The following is a 19310-nucleotide window of genomic DNA, read 5'->3' as shown; positions in this document are numbered from 1 at the left end:
GGTCAAGGGTGAGAATTGCCGCCCCCAAAGCCATCTGTTACGGTCCCGGCCGGAGGACTATGCCTTCGGGTCGGGGAGGGCTCGGGGATTGCTTGACTATTCTCACGACTATCTGCTGGTCGCCGCGTCACTGGCAATTGCGCTGATGGCGGGATTCACGGGCCTGTCGCTGACGCGCGGGGCCTCGGAACGGCCCGTGCCGCGCCGCAAGATGGCGGTGGCGATGTCGGCCGTCGCGCTGGGCGGCGGCATCTGGTCGATGCATTTCGTCGCCATGCTGGGGCTGACCCTGCCGGTGCTGTTCTACTACGACGCGCTGATCACGATGATCTCGGCGCTGCTGGCGATCCTGATCACCGGCATCGCGCTGCTGATCGTGCATTTCGGCCGGCGCACCCGGGGCCGGATCGTGCTGGCGGGCGCGATCGTGGGCGTCGGCATCCCGGTGATGCATTACGTTGGCATGTCCGGCATCCAGCTGTGCCGCCCGGTCTATACCCTGGGCGGGGTGGCACTGGCGCTGACGGCGTCAATGGCACTTTCCATCACCGCGTTCCTGATCGCCTATGGCAACCGCGACGCGCGCAACATCATCCTGGGCACGCTGGGCTTCGGGCTGGCGGTCTTCGCGGTGCATTTCATCGCCATGGCCGGCACCGGATTTGTCGAGGTCGCCGCTGAAGGCGCCCCCGGCCCCTGGATCAGCAACGAGGCGCTGGCCTTCGGCGTGACGCTGGCGGCCTTCGTGATCTCGGGCGCCTTCCTGCTGACCGGCGTGACATTCGCGGTGCCGGGGGCCGAGGGGAACGAGGCCGGCCCCGCGCCCGGGGCGCAGCCGCGCGCCGCGACGACGGCCCCCGTCCCGCCGCCCGAAGCCGAGCCTCACGCCGCGTTCCGCCTGCCCTACGAGAAGGAGGGGCGCACCCATTTCGTCGCCGCCGACGAGGTCGCCGCGATCCGCGCCGAGGGGCATTACACGCTGCTCTACCTGGGCGCGGAAAAGCTGTTCTGCCCCTGGTCGATCTCCGAGGCCGAAAACCGCATCCCCGGCGACGACTTCGTCCGCACACACCGCAGTTACCTGGTGAACCGCCGCCACGTCACCAGCTTCGAACGCAAGAAGGACACCGGCATCTGCTATTTCGATGGCGTCGAGTCGCTGAGCAAGGTGCCGGTCAGCCGCTCGCGCCTGGCCGAGGTGCGCGACAGACTCGGCCTCTGAGGCCGCACCCCGCCGGCCCTGCCCCCAAAAACGCGCCCTATTGTCGCAGGCCGGATCTTTCTGCGCCTGCATACGCCGTTCGTGCAGCCCATTCGCATTTCGTTGGAAAGCGCGCTCAACTGGTGGCCCTGCGCTGGCTGGCCGCACCCCCGTTCCTCAAACCCATGCCCAGAGGCCCGCTGAACGGGCAAAGGGAGGAACAGCATGATACCGGCTGCATTCGAGTATCACAGACCCGCGGATGTGCAGGCTGCCATCCGCGTCTTGCAGGACCACGGGGACGAGGCGCGCGTGCTCGCGGGCGGGCACAGCCTGATCCCGATGATGAAGCTCCGCATGGCCGAGCTTGGCCACCTGGTCGATCTCCAGGATATCGCCGAGCTGAAGGGGATCTCGGTGGAGGGCGCCACCGTCTCCATCGGCGCGATGACCACGCAGCAGGAGCTGATCGCGCACGAGGAGCTTGCCCGCGTCGCGCCGATCCTGCGCGAGGCGGCGCTGCAGATCGCCGATCCGCAGGTGCGCTACATGGGCACCGTGGGCGGCAATGTCGCCAACGGAGATCCGGGCAACGACATGCCCGGCCTGATGCAGTGCCTCGGCGCCACCTACACGCTGGTCGGCCCCGGCGGCACCCGCGAGGTGGCTGCGCGCGACTTCTACGAAGCCGCCTACATGACCGACCGCGAGGACGAGGAGATCCTGACCCGGATCACCTTCACCGCCCCCACGGGCGGCTATGCCTATGAGAAGCAGAAGCGCAAGATCGGTGACTACGCCACCGCCGCCGCCGCCGTGCTGATCGCCGCCGAGGGCGGCAAGGTCACCCGCGCCTCGATCGCGATGACCAATCTCAGCGACGTTCCGGTCCATTCCGGGGCCGCGGCCGAGGCGCTGATCGGCACCAACTGCGACGAAGAGGCCACCACCGCCGCCATCGCCGCGATGCTCGATGACATCGAACCGACCGAGGACAACCGCGGTCCGGTCGAATTCAAGCGCCATGTCGCCGGCGTGATCCTGGCCCGCGCCATCCAGCGCGCCTGGTCGCGCGCCTGAGGGAGGACACCATGACCAAGATGCATATCAAGCTGACCGTGAACGGCGAGCCGAAGGAAGTGCTGGCCGAGCCGCGCGAGTTGCTGATCCACACGCTGCGCGAGCAGCTCAACATCACCGGCCCCCATATCGGCTGCGAGACCTCGCATTGCGGGGCCTGCACGGTCGAGATGAACGGCAAGTCGGTGAAATCCTGCACCGTCTTCGCCGCCCAGGCCAACGGCGCCGAGATCACCACGATCGAGGGGCTGGGCACGCCCGACGCGCTGCATGTCCTTCAGCGCGCCTTCCGCGAGCATCATGGGCTGCAATGCGGCTTCTGCACGCCGGGCATGATCACCCGCGCGCATCGCCTGCTGCAGGAAAATCCGAACCCGACCGAGGAGGAGGTGCGTTTCGGCATATCCGGCAACCTGTGCCGCTGCACCGGCTACCAGAACATCGTCAAGTCCATCCTGGCCGCCGCGGCCGAGATGAACGCCATGAAGGAGGCCGCGGAATGAACGAGATGACCTCACCCACCCGCGAGGAACGCGCGGCCAAGCTCAAGGGGCTCGGCTGCTCGCGCAAGCGCGTCGAGGACGTGCGCTTCACGCAAGGCAAGGGCAATTACGTCGATGACGTGAAGCTGCCCGGCATGCTGCACGGCGATTTCGTGCGCTCGCCCTACGCCCATGCCCGCGTCAAATCCATCAATACCGAGGCCGCGATGGCGGTGCCCGGCGTGCTTGCCGTGCTGACCGCCAAGGATCTGGAGCCGCTGAGCCTGCACTGGATGCCGACGCTCGCCGGCGACAAGCAGATGGTGCTGGCCGATGGCAAGGTGCTGTTCCAGGGCCAGGAAGTCGCCTTCGTCGTGGCCGAAAACCGCTACGCCGCCGCCGACGGCATCGCCGCGGTGGAGGTCGAGTATGAGGAGCTTCCGGTCCTCACCAACCCGTTCGAGGCGCTGCAAAGCGACGTCGTGCTGCGCGAGGATCTCGACCCCGCGGCCGCCGGCGCCCACGGCCCGCGCAAGCATCACAACCACATCTTCCTGTGGGAAGAGGGCGACGAGGAGGCCACCAACCAGGCCATCGACAGCGCCGAGGTGGTGGCCGAGGAGATGGTCTATTACCACCGCACCCATCCCTGCCCGCTGGAAACCTGCGGCACAGTGGCCTCGATGGACAAGGTGAACGGCAAGCTCACCGTCTGGGGCACCTTCCAGGCGCCGCATGTGGTGCGCACCGTGGCCTCGCTGCTGTCGGGCATCGAAGAGCACAACATCCGCGTCATCAGCCCCGATATCGGCGGCGGCTTCGGCAACAAGGTGGGGGTCTACCCGGGCTATGTCTGCGCCATCGTCGCCTCGATTGTCACCGGCAAGCCGGTGAAATGGATCGAGAACCGGATGGACAACCTGATGGCCACCGCCTTCGCCCGCGACTACTGGATGAAGGGGCGGATCTCGGCCACCAGGGAGGGCAAGATCACCGGGCTGCATTGCCATGTGACGGCCGATCACGGCGCCTTCGACGCCTGCGCCGACCCGACCAAGTTCCCGGCCGGCTTCTTCCATATCTGCACCGGCAGCTACGACATCCCGGTGGCCTATGTCGGCGTCGATGGCGTCTACACCAACAAGGCGCCCGGCGGCGTGGCCTATCGCTGCTCGTTCCGGGTGACGGAGGCCGCCTATTTCATCGAACGGATGATCGAGGTTCTGGCGATCGAGCTGGGCATGGACGCGGCCGAGCTGCGCCGGATCAACTTCATCCGCAAGGATCAGTTCCCCTACCAGTCCGCGCTGGGCTGGGAATACGACAGCGGCGACTACCACACCGCCTGGGACAAGGCGCTGAAGGCGGTCGGCTATGACGATCTGCGCAAGGAGCAGGCCGAGCGGGTCGAAGCCTTCAAGCGCGGTGAAACCCGCAAGCTGCTGGGGATCGGGCTGACCCATTTCACAGAAATCGTGGGGGCCGGTCCGGTCAAGAACTGCGACATCCTCGGCATGGGCATGTTCGACAGCTGCGAGATCCGCATCCACCCCACCGGCTCGGCCATCGCCCGTCTCGGCACGATCAGCCAGGGACAGGGTCACGCCACCACCTTCGCCCAGATCCTGGCGAGCGAGATCGGTATCCCCGCCGACTCGATCACCATCGAGGAGGGCGACACCGACACCGCGCCCTACGGGCTCGGGACCTACGGCTCGCGCTCCACGCCCGTGGCCGGTGCCGCGACCGCGATGGCCGGCCGCAAGATCCGCGCCAAGGCGCAGATGATCGCCGCCTATCTGCTGGAGGTCCATGACGACGACGTCGAATGGGACGTGGACCGCTTCGTGGTCAAGGGTGCACCCGAGCGCTTCAAGACCATGGCCGAGATCGCCTATGCGGCCTATAATCAGGCCATTCCGGGCGTCGAGCCGGGGCTGGAGGCGGTCAGCTACTACGATCCGCCGAACATGACCTACCCGTTCGGGGCCTATATCTGCGTGATGGAGATCGACGTGGACACCGGCGAGCATCAGATCCGTCAGTTCTACGCGCTGGACGATTGTGGCACCCGCATCAACCCGATGGTGATCGAGGGGCAGGTGCATGGCGGCCTGACCGAAGCGCTGGCCATCGCCATGGGCCAGGAGATCGCCTATGACGAGATCGGCAACGTCAAGACCGGCACGCTGATGGATTTCTTCCTGCCCACGGCCTGGGAGACGCCGCATTACACCACCGACCACACCGAAACGCCCAGCCCGCATCACCCGATCGGCGCCAAGGGCGTGGGCGAAAGCCCGAACGTGGGCGGGGTGCCGGCGTTCTCGAACGCGGTACACGACGCCTTCCGCGCCTTCGGGCTGCGGCAGAGCCACATGCCGCACGACCATTGGCGGATCTGGAAGACCGCTCACGATCTCGGCCTGCATGGCTGATGGAAAAGGGACGGGGCGGCGCGACGCCGCCCCGGCTGACATGATGCGCGACTGGAAAACCCTTCAGGCCCGGCTGTCCGACCACGGCTATGTCGCCTCCGACGAACTGGCGATGGCGCTGCATATCGCCATGACGCTGGGCCGGCCGCTGCTGCTGGAGGGCGCCGCCGGCGTCGGCAAGACCGAGGTCGCCCGGACGCTGGCCGCGGTCGAGGACACGCAGCTGATCCGCCTGCAATGCTACGAGGGGCTCGACGCCGCGCAGGCGATCTATGAATGGAACTACCAGCGCCAGCTTCTGGCGATCCGCGCGGCCTCGGAGGACGGGCAGACTGGCGCGGCGGTGGAGAAGCGCATCTTTTCCGAGGACTTCCTGCTGGAACGGCCGCTGCTCAAGGCCATTCGCCAGCCCAAGCCCCCCGTGCTGTTGATCGACGAGATCGACCGCGCCGACGAGGAATTCGAGGCCTACCTGCTGGAGATCCTTTCCGACTTCCAGATCACCGTGCCGGAACTGGGCACCATCGCCGCCGTCACGCGGCCCTTCGTGATCCTGACCTCCAACGCCACGCGGGATCTCAGCGACGCGCTGCGCCGGCGCTGCATCTATGCCCATGTGGACTATCCCGACCGGGCCACGGAACTGGCGATCCTTGAGAAGCGCCATCCGGGAATCGAGGCGCGGCTGGCCGGCCAGATCGTCGGCTTCGTGCAGTCCATCCGCCGCGAAGAGCTGGAAAAGACCCCCGGCGTGGCCGAGATGCTGGATTTCGCCGCCGCCCTGTCCGGGCTTGGCATCAACGACCTGACCGACGACCCGCAGGTGCTGCAGGCGACGCTGGCGACGCTTCTGAAAACCCAGGCCGACCGGGCGGCGGTGCCGCCCGAGGTGGCCGCGAAATTCGCGGGGAAGGCGGCATGAGCAAGGTCACCCGCTTCGCCGCCCGCGACCCCGGACCTGGCGCCCGCGTATCGGGCTTCATGGATCATCTGCGCGCGCATGGTTTCCGGTTGGGCGTGGGGGAGACGGGCACGGCGCTGGGCGCGCTGGCGCAGGTGGAGGCGTCCGATCCCGCCGAGGCCCGGCTGGCGCTGAAGGCGGTCTGCACCGGCTGCGCCGACGAGATCGCGCGTTTCGACGAACTGTTCGACGCCTACTGGATGAACGCCGGGCGCGTCCGCCAGAAGGCCGTGCCCTCGACCGGGCCGAAGAAACACACTCGCACCACCCGCGAGGACCGCCAGGGGCAAAGCTCCGGCCAGGGCCGCGCCGAGCAGCCCGAGGGGGCCAGGGGCGCGGGCGAAACAGAGGCCGAGGGCACCGGCCGGATGGTCGCCTCGGAGCTGCGCAACCTGATGAAGAAGGACTTGCGCGAACTGGTCTCGCCCGAGGATGTGCGCCGCGCCGAGCAGATCGCCCGCCAGCTGGGTCAGGCGCTGCGCGACCGCCGCTCGCGCCGCCGCCGGGCCGCGGCCAAGGGCGCACAGGTGGATTTTCGCCGCACCATCCGGCGCAGCCTGCAAACCGGCGGCGAGCCGCTGCGCCTGGCGCGCCGCGCCCGGCCCGACCGCCCCGTCCGCATCACCGCGCTGTGCGACGTGTCGGGCTCGATGACGCTTTATGCCCGCCCCTTCCTGGCCTTCCTGTCCGGGCTGATGCGGGCGGACAGCGCCAGCGACGCCTATCTCTTCCACACCCGCCTCGTGCGGATCACCGAGGCGCTGCGCGACGACGACCCGCTGCGCGCGCTGAACCGGATCACCCTGCTCGCCGACGGCTTCGGCGGCGGCTCCAAGATCGGCGCCAATCTCGACCAGTTCGCCCGCACCTACGCGCGCAATTTCGTCGATGGCTGCAGCGTCGTGATCATCCTGTCCGACGGCTATGACAGCGACGCGCCGGAGCTCATCGACGCCGCGCTGAGGCGACTGAAACGCCGCGGCTGCCGGGTGATCTGGCTGAACCCGCTGAAGGGCTGGGCCGGCTACCGGCCCGTCGCCCGCGGCATGGCCGCCGCCCTGCCCCATCTCGACCTTTTCGCGGCAGCGAACACGCTGGACGACCTCGCCGCGCTGGAACCGGAGCTTGCCCGCCTATGACCCTCTCCGTCAAATCCCAACGCCGCCTCGAGGCCGAGATGAACCGGCTGCGCGCCGAGGGCGCGGCCTTTGCCGTGGCGACCGTGGTCCGAACGGTCGATGCCACCTCGGCCAAGCCCGGCGGCAAGGCGCTTCTCGATGCCGAGGGCGCGCTGATCGAGGGCTGGGTCGGCGGCGGCTGCGCCCGTGCCGCGATCGGCCGGGCCGCGCGCGAGGCGATCGCGCAGGGCCGGCCGCAATTCGTCTCGCTCCGCCCCGAGGAACTGCTGGAGGCCGAGGGCGTCTCCGCGGGCGAGGAGCGCGACGGCATCCGCTTCGCCCGCAACGGCTGCCCCTCCAAGGGGTCGATGGATGTCTTCGTCGAGCCGGTGCTGCCGCAGCCGCGGCTGGTGATCTGCGGCGCGGGGCCGGTGGCGCTGGCGCTGGCCGATCTGGCCGCGCGCTTCGACCTGCATCGCATGCTTTGCGCGCCGGGCGCCGCCCCGGCGGACCTGCCGGAGGTCGAGGAGGTGCAGGACGGCTTCGCGCTGGACACCGAGGGCGCGGCGCAGCGCTTCGTGGTGGTCGCGACCCAGGGCCGCGGCGACGAGGCGGCGCTGCGCGCGGCGCTGGCCAGCGGCGCCGATCATGTGGCCTTCGTCGGCAGTCGCCGGAAGTTCGCCACGCTCGCCGGCCGGCTGGCCGCCGATGGGGTGGACCGCGCCGCGCTGGACCGGGTGGCGGCGCCGGCCGGCCTCGACATCCACGCCATCACGCCCGACGAGATCGCGCTGTCGATCCTCGCCCAGATCGTGCAATGGCGCCGTGCCGGCGACCGGCCGAAGGAGGGGCAGAATGGCTGACGCCCCGCGCTGGCGCCGCTGGCTGCGCCGGCTCCGCCGCGCCTCTCTGAGCGACGAGCAGGCCGAGTTGCTGGCCAAGATCAAGTTTCCCTGTTGCTGAAAGGACCGAAACACATGGAATTGCAGGACGAAATCACCATCCACGCCCCCCGCGACGTGGTCTATGCCGCGCTGAACGACCCCGAGATCCTGAAGGAATGCATCCCCGGCTGCGAGGAGCTGATCAAGCATTCCGACACCGAGCTGGAGGCCAAGGTCGTGCTCAAGATCGGCCCGGTGAAGGCGCGGTTCGGCGGCAATGTCACGCTGAACCCGGAAAACCCGCCGGAACGCTTCTCGCTGACCGGCGAGGGATCGGGCGGCGCGGCGGGCTTCGCCAAGGGCGGCGCCGAGGTCGTGCTGGAGGATCACGGCGCGGAAACCGTGCTGAAATACACCGCCAGGGCCGAGATCGGCGGCAAGCTGGCGCAGCTGGGCAGCCGCCTGGTGCAGAGCACCGCGAAAAAGCTGGCGGCGAAGTTCTTCACCGCCTTCGCCGAACGCGTCGGCGACACGGAAACCGCCTGACGGAGGGCGCGCGATGGGGTCGGGACAGAGCTTCCTCGAACATCCCGCCGATGTGCTGGCGGCGCTGGCCGCCAGCCAGCGGCAGGGCGCGCCCTGCGCGCTGGTTGTCCTGACCGGGACCGAGGGCGGCTCGGCCCGGCCGGTGGGCTCGCTGGCGACGGTGGATGGGCAGGGCCGGATGGCCGGCTATGTCTCGAACGGCTGCATCGACGCCGACGTGGTGCAGCAGGCGCTGGCGGCGCTGGATGACGGCCGCCCGCGCGCGCTGCGCTACGGCAAGGGGTCGCCCTTCATCGACCTGCGCCTGCCCTGCGGCGGGGCGATCGAGCTGGTCATCGACCCGCGCCCCGACCCGGCCATGATCGCGACGGCGCTGGAGGCGCTGGAGGCGCGCCGCCCGGTGCGTATCCGCCTGGCGGGGGACCAGGGGCTGACGGCGGTTCTGCCCGACGGCGGCGGCCCCTGCCCGACCCCTGCCGCGCAGACGGCGGAGCTGTTCTACCGCCCGCGCCCGCGGCTCGCGCTGGCCGGGCGCGGCGCGGTGCTGCGCGCCGCCGCGCATCAGGGGGCGCTGCTGGGGATGGAGCTGGCGCTGGCCTCGCCGGACCGCGCCGATCTGGACGCCCTCGCCCCGCTGGCGCCGGCCTTCAGCCTGCACCTCGCCCGCCCCGGCGCCCCGGCGGCGCTGCCCTGCGACGCCGACACCGCGCTGTTGCTGCTGTTCCACGACCACGAATGGGAAACCGCCCTGCTCGCCGATGCGTTGCGGGGCGAGGCGTTCTATATCGGCGCGCTGGGCAGCCCCCGGACCCACGCCATGCGCTGCGCCGCGCTGGAGGCGGCCGGCGTGCCGCCCGAGGCGCTGGCGCGCATCCACGGCCCGGTGGGGATGGTCAGATCGCTGAAGAACGCCTCGCATATCGCGCTGTCGGCGCTGGCCGAAATCGTCGCGGCCCTGCAGGAACGTCAGGCAGCGGCGGCGGGGTCGTCGCGCGCGGCCTGAGCCGCCGTTGCCTGCGGCGGGCGCGGCGTCGCGCGCAGCGGCGGGCGGGACCGGCCGGCCCGAAAAAGAACTCTCCCCCTCGGCCTCGATGGTGCTAGTCTCGGATCATCCAGACCGAAAAAGCGCTGCTTGTTCAGTGCATATGCATGGCGGGAAGGAGGACGGCGAAGTGGGCATTCAACCGTGTGGAGACCGCGAAGGCTCCGATCGCTACGGCATTCCCTTCTCGCGCTTCCTGACCCCGGACGGAGCCCTATCCGATGCCGCGCCCGGCTTCGCCTCGGATCGCGGCGAACTGGCTGCCCTCTATGCCGGGATGCTGCGCACCCGCGCCTTCGACGCCAAGGCCGTGGCGCTGCAGCGCACCGGCCGGCTGGGCACCTATGCCTCGTCGCTGGGACAGGAGGGGGTCTCGGTCGGGCTGGCCAGCGCCATGCGCGCCGAGGATGTGCTCATCCCCTCCTTCCGCGAACACGGCGCCCAGCTCTGGCGCGGCACCCGCATGGAGGAGCTGCTCCTCTACTGGGGCGGAGATGAGCGGGGATCGGATTTCGCCGGCCCGCGCGAGGACTTCCCGGTTTGCGTGCCGGTGGGCACCCAGTATCCGCACGCGGTCGGCGTCGCGATGGCCTTTACCCTGCGGGGCGAGGCGCGCTGCGCGGTGGTGGTGGGCGGCGACGGTTCCACCTCGCGCGGGGATTTCCACGAGGCGCTGAACATGGCCGGGGTGTGGGCGCTGCCGGTGGTGTTCCTCATCAACAACAACCAATGGGCCATTTCCGTCCCGCGCGAGGCGCAGACCGCCGCGGCGACCCTTGCGCAGAAGGCGATCGGCGCCGGGCTGCCCGGCGAGCAGGTGGATGGCTGCGACGTGATCGCCGTGCGCGACGCGATGGAGCGGGCGCTGGCGCGCGGGCGCGCAGGCGGCGGCGCGACGGTGATCGAATGCATCACCTACCGGCTGAGCGACCACACCACCGCCGACGACGCCACCCGCTACCGCGACGACACCCAGGTCAGCCCGCACTGGGCCGAAGAGCCCGTGACCCGCCTGCGCGAGCATCTGGTCCAGGCCCACGGCTGGACCCGGCAGGAGGAGGAGGAGCTGCGCGCCGAAACCCATGCGGCGGTCGAGGCGGCGGCGCAGGCCTATCTCGACATCGCGCCGCAGCCGGTGGCCTCCATCGCCGATTACCTGTTCGAAACCCTGCCGCCCGACCTGAAGGCCGCGCGCGACCGGGTCGCGGAGGGCGGCAATGGCTGAGATCACCCTTGTAGAGGCCGTGCGTGCGGCCCTGGCCCACGCGCTGGAAGAAGACCCCTCGGTCATCATCCTCGGCGAGGATGTGGGGGTGGACGGCGGCGTCTTCCGCGCCACCGAAGGGCTGTGGCAGCGCTTCGGGCGCGACCGGGTGCGCGACACGCCGCTGTCGGAGGCCGCGATCGCGGGCATGGCCGTGGGGCTGGCCGCGCAGCGCTTCCGCCCGGTGGTGGAGATCCAGTTCCAGGGCTTCATCCACCCCGCGCTCGACCAGGTGGCGAACCACGCGGCGCGGCTGCGCAACCGCACGCGCGGCCGGCTGACCTGCCCGATGGTGCTGCGCGCGCCCTATGGCGGCGGCGTGCACGCGCCCGAACATCATTCCGAAAGCATCGAGGCGATCTTCGCCCATATCCCCGGCCTGCGGGTTGTGATCCCGTCATCGCCGGGCCGCGCCTACGGGCTGCTTTTGTCGGCGATCCGCGACCCCGATCCGGTGGTGTTCTTCGAGCCCAAGCGCCTCTACCGGGCGCAGCGCGAGGAGGTCGCGCTCGACGGTGCCGGACTGCCCCTCGACACCGCCTTCACCCTGCGCGAGGGCCGCGACGTGAGCGTCATCACCTGGGGCGCCATGACCCGCGAATGCCTGGAGGCCGCCGAGGCCCTGGCCGGCGACGGGATCGAGGCCGAGGTCGTGGACATGGCGACGCTGAAACCCTACGACGCGGCGACGCTGCTGGCCTCGGTCCGGCGCACCGGGCGCTGCGTGATCGTGCACGAGGCGCCGCGCACCGGCGGCTTCGGCGGCGAGATCGCGGCGCGCATCGCGGAGGAGGCGCTCGATGCGCTGGTTGCGCCGATCCGCCGGGTCTGTCCGCCGGACATCATCCCTCCGCTGCCCAAGCTTGAGGCGGCCTACATGCCGACGGCCGCGGAGATCTGCGCCGCAGTCCGCGAGGTGATGGCATGGGGGTGAGCGAATTCGCGCTGCCCGATCTGGGCGAAGGGCTGGAGGAGGCCGAGATCGTCGAGTGGCATGTCGCGCCCGGCGATCACGTCGTGGCCGATCAGCCGCTGGTTTCGGTCGAGACCGGCAAGGCCGTGGTCGAGATCCCCGCGCCCTGGTCCGGGACCGTGGCCGAGCTGAAGGTGCAGCCCGGCGATACCGTCGCGGTGGGCGCCCCGCTGGTCGCCTTCGATCTCGGCGCGCGCAAGGATCAGGGCGCGGTCGTGGGCCGGCTGGACAGCGGGGAGACCGGGGCGCCGCCCGTCGCCGCACCGCCCGGCGGGGACACGCCGCCACGGGGCGCGGCCCCGCGCGCCATGCCCGCCGCCCGCGCATTTGCCCAAAGGCACGCGATCGACCTGTCCGACATCTCCGGCACGGGGCCGGGCGGCGTCATCACGCGCGCCGATGTGGAGCGCCACGCGGCCGGCGCCGCCGGACCGGGCTGGACCCCGCTGGAGGGGCCGCGCCGCGCGATGGCGCGGAACATGGCGGCCGCGGGGGCGCAGGTCGTGCCGGCCACGATCCACGACTGGGCCGATGTCACCGGCTGGGCCGGGCCCGGTGCCGACATCATGGCGCGCCTTGTCCGGGCGATGGTGGCCGCGGCAAGGGCCGAGCCGGCGCTCAATGCCTGGCTCGACCCGCAGGCCCGCGCGCGCCGGCTGCACGAGAAGGTCGATCTCGCCATCGCCGTCGATGCGGAGGCCGGGCTCTACGTCCCCGTCCTGCGCGACGCGGCCGCGCGCGATGCCGCGGCCACGCGCGCCGAACTGGACCGGCTCGTGGCCCGCGCCCGCGCCCGCGAACTGACCACCGAGGATCAGGCCGGCGCCACGATCAGCCTGTCGAATTTCGGTCCGCTGGGCGGCACCCACGGCCAGCTTGTCGTCAGCCCGCCGCAGGTCGCCATCCTGGGCGCGGGCCGCATCAGCCCCCGGGTCGCCTGGGGCACCGATGGCCCGAGCCGGGGCCAGGGCCTGCCGCTGTCGCTGACCTTCGACCATCGCGCGGCCACCGGCGGCGAGGCCGCGCGCTTTCTCAACGCCGTGATCGAAGACCTGCAACGCAAGGACTGAAGAAGAGGATCAGGGATGAGCGAACGCTTTGCCTTCACGGATGAATTCGGCCCGGAAAAGGTCATCGAGCTGGCCGATCCGCGGTCGGGGCTGCGCGCCATTCTGGTGGTCGACAACACCGCCGCGGGCCCCTCGATCGGCGGTTGCCGCATGGCGCCGGACGTCACCGACGAGGAATGCTTTCGCCTCGCCCGCGCGATGACCTTCAAGAACGCCGCCGCCGGACTGCCCCATGGCGGCGGCAAGCTGGTGATCATCGGCGACCCCGCCATGCCAGGAGACGAAAAGGAGGCCCTGATCCGGTCGCTGGCACGCGCGATCGGCGAGATATCAAGCTACATCCCCGGCCCCGACATGGGCACCGACGAAACGGCCATGGCCTGGATCCGTGACGAGATCGGCCGCGCGGTCGGCCTGCCGCGCGAGATCGGCGGCATCCCCCTGGACGAAATCGGCGCGACCGGCTTCGGGCTGTCGGTGGCCATGCGGGCGGCGCATGACGTGCTGGGCGTGCCGCTCGACGGGGCCCGCGTGGCCATCCAGGGTTACGGCGCGGTCGGCCGCTGGACCGCGCATCACCTCGCGAAACTTGGCGCGGTGATCGTCGCGGTCTCGGATTCGCGTGGCGGGATCATCGCCGCCGACGGGCTGGACCTTGGTCGGCTCGACGCGCTCAAGGCCGGGGGCCAGAGCGTCGCGGATTACGAGGGGGCCAGGGCCACCGGGGCGCAGGAGGTGCTCACCTGCGCGTGCGATATCCTCGTGCCCGCCGCGCGCCCCGATGTCATCAACGACGGTAACGCCGGCGCCATCAAGGCGCGCCTCGTCCTCGAAGGGGCCAATATCCCGGCAACGGCCGCGGCCGAGGACAGCCTGCACGCGCGCGGGGTCTGGGTGGTGCCCGATTTCATCGCCAATGCCGGCGGGGTGATCTGCGCCGCGGTCGAATACCGGGGCGGCGCGCAGCGCGACGCGCTGTCGGCCATCGAGGAACTGGTCTATCGCAACACGGCCGAGGTGTTGACCAATGCGAAAACCCGGCGGCAAACGCCCCGCGCCGCCGCCCTCGCGCTGGCGCAGGCGCGCGTGCGCACGGCGATGCGCTTGCGCCGCTGAGCGCCCGGCGCCGGCGCCTCAGGGCCTCGCGCGGGCCGCGAGATCGTCGAGGAAGGCCGTGATGCGGCGCGCATTGGCGCCACGGTCGATCTGCCCGATGCGCGAGCGCGAGCGCAGGTCGATCCGCGCGCCGGCGTCGGTCTCGCTGACGCGGATCGCGATCTCGTCCTTGAAGCCGTAGAGGGCCGAGGTGGCCACCGCCTCGATCCGTCCCTCGCCGGCGTCCTCGGCCAGCACCTCCCATCCGCGTTCCCGGACAAGCTCCGCCGCCAGCGCGAAGGCATCCCCGGCCGAAATCGGCAGATCCAGCGGCACGACCCGCGGATAGGCGCCGCGCTGCAGCTCGGCGTTCCCGGCGGGATAATCGGTCGGCGTGGGGGTGTCCCAGAACACCGGCGGATCCTCGGTGTCGGTGCTGATGTCGTTGATCGGCGGGGTCGTCCGCGTGGCGACTTCCCAGCCGATCCCCATCATGAGAATGGGCAGTCCGACGATCAGGCCGGCCAGGGGCAGCACCGCGCCGCCCCCGCGCCGGCCGAGCCGCAGCACCAGCGCCAGCAGCGACAGGCCCACGCCCAGCGCCGCCGCGTAGACCGCGTATTCCGAGAGCGCCAGCGCGCGCAGCACGGGCCACCATCCCTGGCGGTAGCCGAAGGCGGAGGCGGCTACCATCACGATGGCGGCGAGGCCGAGCAGAAGGCCGGCAAGACCGGGGCGGAAGGATCGGATGTCAGGCATGGGTGGGCTCCGTTTCAGGGGCGGGGTTGAGGCGCGGATGGGTTTCCTCCATGGCCAGCCACAGCCACAGCCCCGAGCCTGCCATGGCCAGAGCGGTGAACCAGAAACCGGCCTCCAGCGCGCCGGAGGCGTCGGCGATCAGCCCCATGGCCAGCGCGCCGACAGCATAGCCCAGGTCCCGCCAAAAGCGATAGACGCCCAGCGCCGAGCCGCGCCAGGACGGGTGGGCGATATCACTCATCGCCGCGATCAGCGTGGGATAGAGCAGCGCCATTCCGACACCCGTCACCGCCGCCGCGACGCCCCAGGCGGCAAGCGAATCGAAAAGCGGAAAGGCCGCCACGCCCCCCGCGCAGAGGAAGAACCCGGCGACCGAGGGGCCCTTGCGCCCGACCCGGTCCGACAGCGGCCCGGTCCAGAGCTGGCTGCCGCCCCAGACGAAGCCGTAGATCCCGGTGACCCAGCCGATCTCGATCAGCGTGGCCCCGCGGGAGATCAGGAACACCGGCACCAGCGCCCACATCAGCGCATCGACGAATTTCTCGACGCAGCCGGCCTGCGCCAGCGCCTGGAAGGTGCGGCTGCGCCAGGTGACGAGGGCGAAGACCTGGCCGGCGCTGGGCGCCTCGGGCGCGGCGGCATAGCGCGGGCGCGGGCCGGTCGCCTGTCCGCTGCGATGGCGCGCGGCCTCGGCCCGGGCGAAGGGCAGCGTCTCGGTAAAGGCGAGATGCGCCGCCGCGAGCGCGATCACGATGACGGCGAGGCCGAACAGGAAGAGGCTTGTCCGCGGGTCGAAGAAGCTCGCCAGGTAGCCGGTGACCAGCCCCGCGAGGGCGACGCCGCCATAGCCCGCGAATTCGTTGAACCCGGTCGCCAACCCGCGCTGCTCGGCGCGCACGATGTCCATCTTGGCGGTCACCGTCATCGACCAGCAGAAGCCCTGGTTGACGCCCAGCAGGATGTTCGCCGCGACGATCCAGCCCCAGCTGGGCGCCCAGAGGATCAGGACCGGGATCGGCAGCGCGGCGATCCAGCCCCAGATCAGCACCCGGCGCCGTCCCACCCGTTCGGAAATCCGGCCGGAGACGAAATTCATCGCCCCCTTCACCACCCCGAAGCTGACCACGAAGGCGAAGAGCGCGGACATCGAGCCCGCGGCGACGCCGAACTCGCTCTCGGCGAGGGCCGGGATCACCGTGCGCTGCAGACCGATGGTCAGGCCGACGAAGAACACCTGCAACAGCTGCTGCAGGAAGGGGCGCAGGTTCTCGCGGATGCCGAGAACGTGGGTCATTTCCATTTCTTGCCTTTCCTCGTCGGCCGGAGGGGATCTCCGCAGGTCGGCCCGCGCAGAGGCTGCATCAGCATCCGGTCGATCCAGAGGTCGCGGCGGCTGCGGAACTGCTCGATCCCGATCGTCATCCCTTGGTGCCCGTCACGCGGCTGCGCGCGGTAGGTGCCCAGCAGCCGGTCCCACCAGGGCAGGTTGAAGCCGAAATTGCTGTTCGTCTCCTCCGGGATCACCGAATGATGCACCCGGTGCATGTCGGGCGTGACCACGACCCAGCGCAACGCGCGGTCCAGCCCGGCGGGCAGCCGGACGTTGGAGTGGTTGAACATCGCCGAGGCGTTCAGCACGACCTCGAAGATCAGGACCGCCACCGCCGGCGGCCCCAGCGCGGCCACCACCGCCAGCTTGATCGCCATCGACAGCAGGATCTCCGCCGGGTGGAATCGCAGCCCCGTGGTCACGTCGAATTCCAGGTCCGCATGGTGCATCCGGTGCAGCCGCCACAGCGCGGGCACCGCGTGGAACATCACATGCTGCAGATAGATCGCCAGATCCAGCGCTGCGATGGAGAGGAGGATCGCCGCCCAGCCAGGCAGGTCCAGCACGTTGAGCAGGCCCCAGCCGCGTTCTTCGCCGATCACGGCGAGGCCGACCGCGAGGATCGGGAAACTCATCCGCAGGATGATCGTGTCGATCACCACCAGAGCGAGGTTGTTGGTCCAGCGGATCACCCGCGGGATCTCGCGCCGGCGGCGCGGCGCCAGAACCTCCCACCCCGCCATCGCCGCCAGAACGCCGAGGAACACGGCGAGGCGAAGCTGGGGCTCGGCGGCAAGAATGGCATCGGTCATGGGCATCTCGGGGTTGCGGGCCTGGATGGAATCGCTATCATTCAATTAGTCACTTGATTGATTTACGATCCGAGGCCGCAGCATGTCAACCAGCCCCAAGACAGCCCTTCTCGAGGAATACGCCCTGGTCGCCCGGGCCCTTTCGGCGCCGCCCCGGCTGGTGATCCTCGAGCAGCTCGCGCAGGGGGAGCGGGGCGTCGAGGCGCTGGCCCGGAAGGTCGGCCTGAGCCTGGCCAACTGCTCGCAGCACCTGCAACACCTGCGTCGGGCCGGGCTGGTGGACAGCCGGCGCGACGGGAAATCAGTGATCTACCGGCTCGGCGACGACCGGACGCTGGCCCTGATGGACCTGCTGCGCGAGGTGGCGGAAAGGAACCTCGCCGAGGTGGACCGCATTCTGCGGGGGCTTGCCGGCGGGGTCGATCTGCCCGAGCCGATCACGCGCTCCGAACTGGCCGAACGGCTGTCCGACGGCTCCGTGACAGTGCTGGATGTGCGACCTGCGGACGAATTCGCCCTGGGTCACATCCCCGGGGCGATCAGCGTCGAGCTGTCCGATCTGGACAGCGTGCTCGACCGGCTCGACCCCAAGGGCACGGTGGTCGCCTATTGCCGCGGCCCCTATTGCATCTATGCCCACCAGGCGGTCGCACATCTGCGCCGCAGGGGGATCGACGCCCGCCGCCTCGAAGGCGGACTGCCGGAGTGGCGCTCCGACGGGCGGGAGGTCAGCCGGGCGGGGTGACCGTCAGACGGAGACGCCACCGCCGAGAGGCGCGCAGGGCCGGGCCGACCGCCTGACGCGGCCGGCCGCCCCGTCAGGAACGCTCAGAACAGCGCGCCGCGGGCATCGACCGGCCACAGGCATTCGACCCGTCCGCCGCGCACCCCGACGATCCAGTCGTGCAGGTTCACCGTGGGGTCGCAATGCCCCGGGATCAGGTGCAGCGCCTCGCCCAGCGCCGGCCGGTCCCCGGGCCGCGCGAAACGGATCGTCGTATGCTCGTCCGAGGCCTTCAGCACCTCGCCCCCCGGGCAGCCCATCAGCGCCGGCAGGCCGCAGTCGGTGGTATAGGCCTTCAGCCCGGCATCGGTGATGATCCGATCGGGCGCGGGGGCGCTCATCACCGTGGTCTTGATGGTCAGGCTGTGGCCGAAATCCTGGACCGGCCCGCCGTCGGCGCCCTGGTTCAGCGCGTAATCGTGATCCATGAACACATAGGAGCCGACCTGAAGCTCGTTCCACACGCCGCTGGCGGTCTCGAAGGCGTAGCTTCCGGTCCCGGCGCCACCCACGATGTCGCTGCTCAGCCCCTCGGCCTCGAGCATGTCCAGCGTGCGGCGCAGGTCGCGGCCCGCCACCTCGATCGCCGCGCGCCGCTCGTCATGGGTCCGTTTGTGCTGGGCCGGCCCGTGATAGGCCTGCACGCCGCCAAAGCGAAGGTTCGGCGCGGCGGCAATCCGGCGCGCCAGGGTCAGCGCCTCTTCGCCAGGCTGCGTGCCGCAGCGCCCCCCGCCCACGTCGATCTCCACGAGCACCGTGAGGACGGTATCCCAGCGCGCGGCGGCGGCGTCGATGTCGTCGACATTGCCGGGGTGATCGGCGCAGACCGCCACGCGTACGCGCTTCGACAGCGCGGCCAGCCGGTCGAGCTTGCGCCGGCCGACGACCTCGTTCGACACGAGGATATCCGTGATCCCGGCATCGGCCATCGCCTCGGCCTCGCCGACCTTCTGGCAACAGATGCCAACGGCGCCCGCCTCGATCTGCAGACGCGCGATGGCAGAGCATTTGTGCGTCTTGGCATGGGGTCGAAGGCGCACCCCCCTTTCCGCGGCGAAGGCGCTCATCCTGCGGATATTGGCCTCGAGCACATCCAGGTCGACGACCAGGGCGGGTGTGTCGATCTCGTCCAGTCTGTCGCCGATACGGGCGGCCGGGCATTGGGACATGGGAATTCCTCGCGTTGGGACGGGCGCGCCAGTCGCGCGCCGTTCGCCCGCAGCCTAGCCGCCCCTTGCGTCAGCGACTCATGCAAACTTTGCATCGGCCGATCTGGAATCGGCATCCCGCCAGGCGGTTGGGAACACGCGGAAATTCCGCCGCCGGGGAGGCGGTGGCCGCAAGGTGGCGTGCCACAACGCCTGAGACAAGGAGAAGGCCCCGGCCGCCGGGCCGGGGCCTGAAGGCCTCGCTCGGCGCGGAGGATCACGCGGCGGGGGCGTCCTGCCACCATTTGCCGGCGATGACGATG

The 19310-nt window shown here is 70.3% G+C and carries 18 protein-coding genes; 14 read left to right on the top strand and 4 right to left on the bottom strand.

Annotated elements, in window-relative coordinates; all coding sequences use genetic code 11:
- Positions 1–88 precede the first annotated feature (88 nt).
- The 13 genes from KCI33_RS16530 to KCI33_RS16470 all read left to right on the top strand — a co-directional run bounded on the left by KCI33_RS16530 (position 89) and on the right by KCI33_RS16470 (position 14175).
- Entirely contained in the window at positions 89–1222 is a 1134-nt protein-coding gene (locus KCI33_RS16530; protein WP_249139122.1) for an MHYT domain-containing protein, read from the top strand.
- Between the two features lie 204 nt (positions 1223–1426).
- On the top strand, positions 1427–2281 hold the full coding sequence (locus KCI33_RS16525) for a xanthine dehydrogenase family protein subunit M (RefSeq protein ID WP_212525910.1): 855 nt from the start codon (positions 1427–1429) through the stop codon (positions 2279–2281).
- 11 nt (positions 2282–2292) lie between these two features.
- Positions 2293–2784: a (2Fe-2S)-binding protein gene (locus KCI33_RS16520; RefSeq protein WP_212525909.1), complete on the top strand. Its 492-nt coding sequence runs from the start codon at positions 2293–2295 to the stop codon at positions 2782–2784.
- Positions 2781–5201 carry an aerobic carbon-monoxide dehydrogenase large subunit gene (locus tag KCI33_RS16515; protein WP_212525908.1) on the top strand — a complete coding sequence of 807 codons (2421 nt, stop codon included), beginning with the start codon at positions 2781–2783 and terminating at the stop codon, positions 5199–5201. Before KCI33_RS16520 ends, KCI33_RS16515 begins: the two co-directional genes overlap by 4 nt.
- Before the next feature lie 43 nt (positions 5202–5244).
- Positions 5245–6123, top strand: a complete 879-nt coding sequence (locus KCI33_RS16510) for a MoxR family ATPase (RefSeq protein ID WP_212525933.1) — start codon at positions 5245–5247, stop codon at positions 6121–6123.
- Entirely contained in the window at positions 6120–7301 is a 1182-nt protein-coding gene (locus tag KCI33_RS16505; protein WP_212525907.1) for a VWA domain-containing protein, read from the top strand. The genes KCI33_RS16510 and KCI33_RS16505 overlap by 4 nt, the downstream gene beginning before the upstream one ends.
- Entirely contained in the window at positions 7298–8143 is an 846-nt protein-coding gene (locus tag KCI33_RS16500) for an XdhC/CoxI family protein (protein WP_212525906.1), read from the top strand. The genes KCI33_RS16505 and KCI33_RS16500 overlap by 4 nt, the downstream gene beginning before the upstream one ends.
- A gap of 114 nt (positions 8144–8257) precedes the next feature.
- The gene (locus KCI33_RS16495) at positions 8258–8710 is read left to right on the top strand and encodes a carbon monoxide dehydrogenase subunit G (RefSeq protein ID WP_212525905.1); all 453 of its coding nucleotides are present in this window, start codon (positions 8258–8260) and stop codon (positions 8708–8710) included.
- 13 nt (positions 8711–8723) lie between these two features.
- Positions 8724–9713, top strand: a complete 990-nt coding sequence (locus tag KCI33_RS16490; RefSeq protein WP_212525904.1) for an XdhC family protein — start codon at positions 8724–8726, stop codon at positions 9711–9713.
- Between the two features lie 169 nt (positions 9714–9882).
- On the top strand, positions 9883–10977 hold the full coding sequence (gene pdhA / locus KCI33_RS16485; protein ID WP_349252220.1) for a pyruvate dehydrogenase (acetyl-transferring) E1 component subunit alpha: 1095 nt from the start codon (positions 9883–9885) through the stop codon (positions 10975–10977).
- Positions 10970–11950, top strand: a complete 981-nt coding sequence (locus KCI33_RS16480; RefSeq protein ID WP_212525902.1) for an alpha-ketoacid dehydrogenase subunit beta — start codon at positions 10970–10972, stop codon at positions 11948–11950. Before pdhA ends, KCI33_RS16480 begins: the two co-directional genes overlap by 8 nt.
- Positions 11941–13059 (top strand): dihydrolipoamide acetyltransferase family protein, encoded by a 1119-nt coding sequence (locus KCI33_RS16475; RefSeq protein ID WP_249139121.1) that lies wholly within the window; start codon positions 11941–11943, stop codon positions 13057–13059. The genes KCI33_RS16480 and KCI33_RS16475 overlap by 10 nt, the downstream gene beginning before the upstream one ends.
- 15 nt (positions 13060–13074) lie before the next feature.
- Complete coding sequence (locus KCI33_RS16470; RefSeq protein ID WP_212525901.1) at positions 13075–14175, top strand: Glu/Leu/Phe/Val dehydrogenase; 1101 nt, start codon at positions 13075–13077, stop codon at positions 14173–14175.
- Between the two features lie 18 nt (positions 14176–14193).
- Here KCI33_RS16470 and KCI33_RS16465 read toward each other — a convergent pair whose 3' ends face one another.
- From KCI33_RS16465 to KCI33_RS16455, 3 genes are read right to left on the bottom strand one after another with little or no spacing between them, the layout of a single operon-like run.
- Positions 14194–14913 carry a DUF1499 domain-containing protein gene (locus KCI33_RS16465; protein ID WP_212525900.1) on the bottom strand — a complete coding sequence of 240 codons (720 nt, stop codon included), beginning with the start codon at positions 14911–14913 and terminating at the stop codon, positions 14194–14196.
- Entirely contained in the window at positions 14906–16207 is a 1302-nt protein-coding gene (locus tag KCI33_RS16460; protein WP_249139120.1) for an MFS transporter, read from the bottom strand. Before KCI33_RS16460 ends, KCI33_RS16465 begins: the two co-directional genes overlap by 8 nt.
- A complete protein-coding gene (locus KCI33_RS16455) occupies positions 16204–17100 on the bottom strand; it encodes a sterol desaturase family protein (protein ID WP_249139119.1) in 897 nt (298 codons plus the stop codon). Before KCI33_RS16455 ends, KCI33_RS16460 begins: the two co-directional genes overlap by 4 nt.
- 37 nt (positions 17101–17137) lie before the next feature.
- Here KCI33_RS16455 and KCI33_RS16450 point away from each other — a divergent pair, with 37 nt between their 5' ends.
- Entirely contained in the window at positions 17138–17800 is a 663-nt protein-coding gene (locus KCI33_RS16450) for a metalloregulator ArsR/SmtB family transcription factor (protein WP_212525898.1), read from the top strand.
- An 83-nt stretch (positions 17801–17883) separates the two neighbouring features.
- On the opposite strand, the gene KCI33_RS16445 is transcribed toward KCI33_RS16450, so the two are convergent.
- A complete protein-coding gene (locus KCI33_RS16445; RefSeq protein ID WP_212525897.1) occupies positions 17884–19008 on the bottom strand; it encodes a DSD1 family PLP-dependent enzyme in 1125 nt (374 codons plus the stop codon).
- Positions 19009–19310 lie beyond the last annotated feature (302 nt).

This window comes from Actibacterium sp. MT2.3-13A, assembly GCF_018139985.1.
In the GTDB taxonomy this organism is placed as follows: domain Bacteria; phylum Pseudomonadota; class Alphaproteobacteria; order Rhodobacterales; family Rhodobacteraceae; genus JAGSOU01.
This window is presented reverse-complemented; position numbering and strand designations above follow the sequence as displayed.

Coding starts and splice junctions, on each gene's coding strand:
- KCI33_RS16470 (WP_212525901.1), top strand. CDS start 13,075: ATGAGCGAACGCTTTGCCTTCACGGATGAATTCGGCCCGGAAAAGGTC.
- KCI33_RS16495 (WP_212525905.1), top strand. CDS start 8,258: ATGGAATTGCAGGACGAAATCACCATCCACGCCCCCCGCGACGTGGTC.
- KCI33_RS16510 (WP_212525933.1), top strand. CDS start 5,245: ATGCGCGACTGGAAAACCCTTCAGGCCCGGCTGTCCGACCACGGCTAT.
- KCI33_RS16480 (WP_212525902.1), top strand. CDS start 10,970: ATGGCTGAGATCACCCTTGTAGAGGCCGTGCGTGCGGCCCTGGCCCAC.
- KCI33_RS16490 (WP_212525904.1), top strand. CDS start 8,724: ATGGGGTCGGGACAGAGCTTCCTCGAACATCCCGCCGATGTGCTGGCG.
- KCI33_RS16465 (WP_212525900.1), bottom strand. CDS start 14,913: ATGCCTGACATCCGATCCTTCCGCCCCGGTCTTGCCGGCCTTCTGCTC.
- KCI33_RS16520 (WP_212525909.1), top strand. CDS start 2,293: ATGACCAAGATGCATATCAAGCTGACCGTGAACGGCGAGCCGAAGGAA.
- KCI33_RS16445 (WP_212525897.1), bottom strand. CDS start 19,008: ATGTCCCAATGCCCGGCCGCCCGTATCGGCGACAGACTGGACGAGATC.
- KCI33_RS16475 (WP_249139121.1), top strand. CDS start 11,941: ATGGGGGTGAGCGAATTCGCGCTGCCCGATCTGGGCGAAGGGCTGGAG.
- KCI33_RS16450 (WP_212525898.1), top strand. CDS start 17,138: ATGTCAACCAGCCCCAAGACAGCCCTTCTCGAGGAATACGCCCTGGTC.
- KCI33_RS16515 (WP_212525908.1), top strand. CDS start 2,781: ATGAACGAGATGACCTCACCCACCCGCGAGGAACGCGCGGCCAAGCTC.
- KCI33_RS16525 (WP_212525910.1), top strand. CDS start 1,427: ATGATACCGGCTGCATTCGAGTATCACAGACCCGCGGATGTGCAGGCT.
- KCI33_RS16460 (WP_249139120.1), bottom strand. CDS start 16,207: ATGACCCACGTTCTCGGCATCCGCGAGAACCTGCGCCCCTTCCTGCAG.
- KCI33_RS16500 (WP_212525906.1), top strand. CDS start 7,298: ATGACCCTCTCCGTCAAATCCCAACGCCGCCTCGAGGCCGAGATGAAC.
- KCI33_RS16505 (WP_212525907.1), top strand. CDS start 6,120: ATGAGCAAGGTCACCCGCTTCGCCGCCCGCGACCCCGGACCTGGCGCC.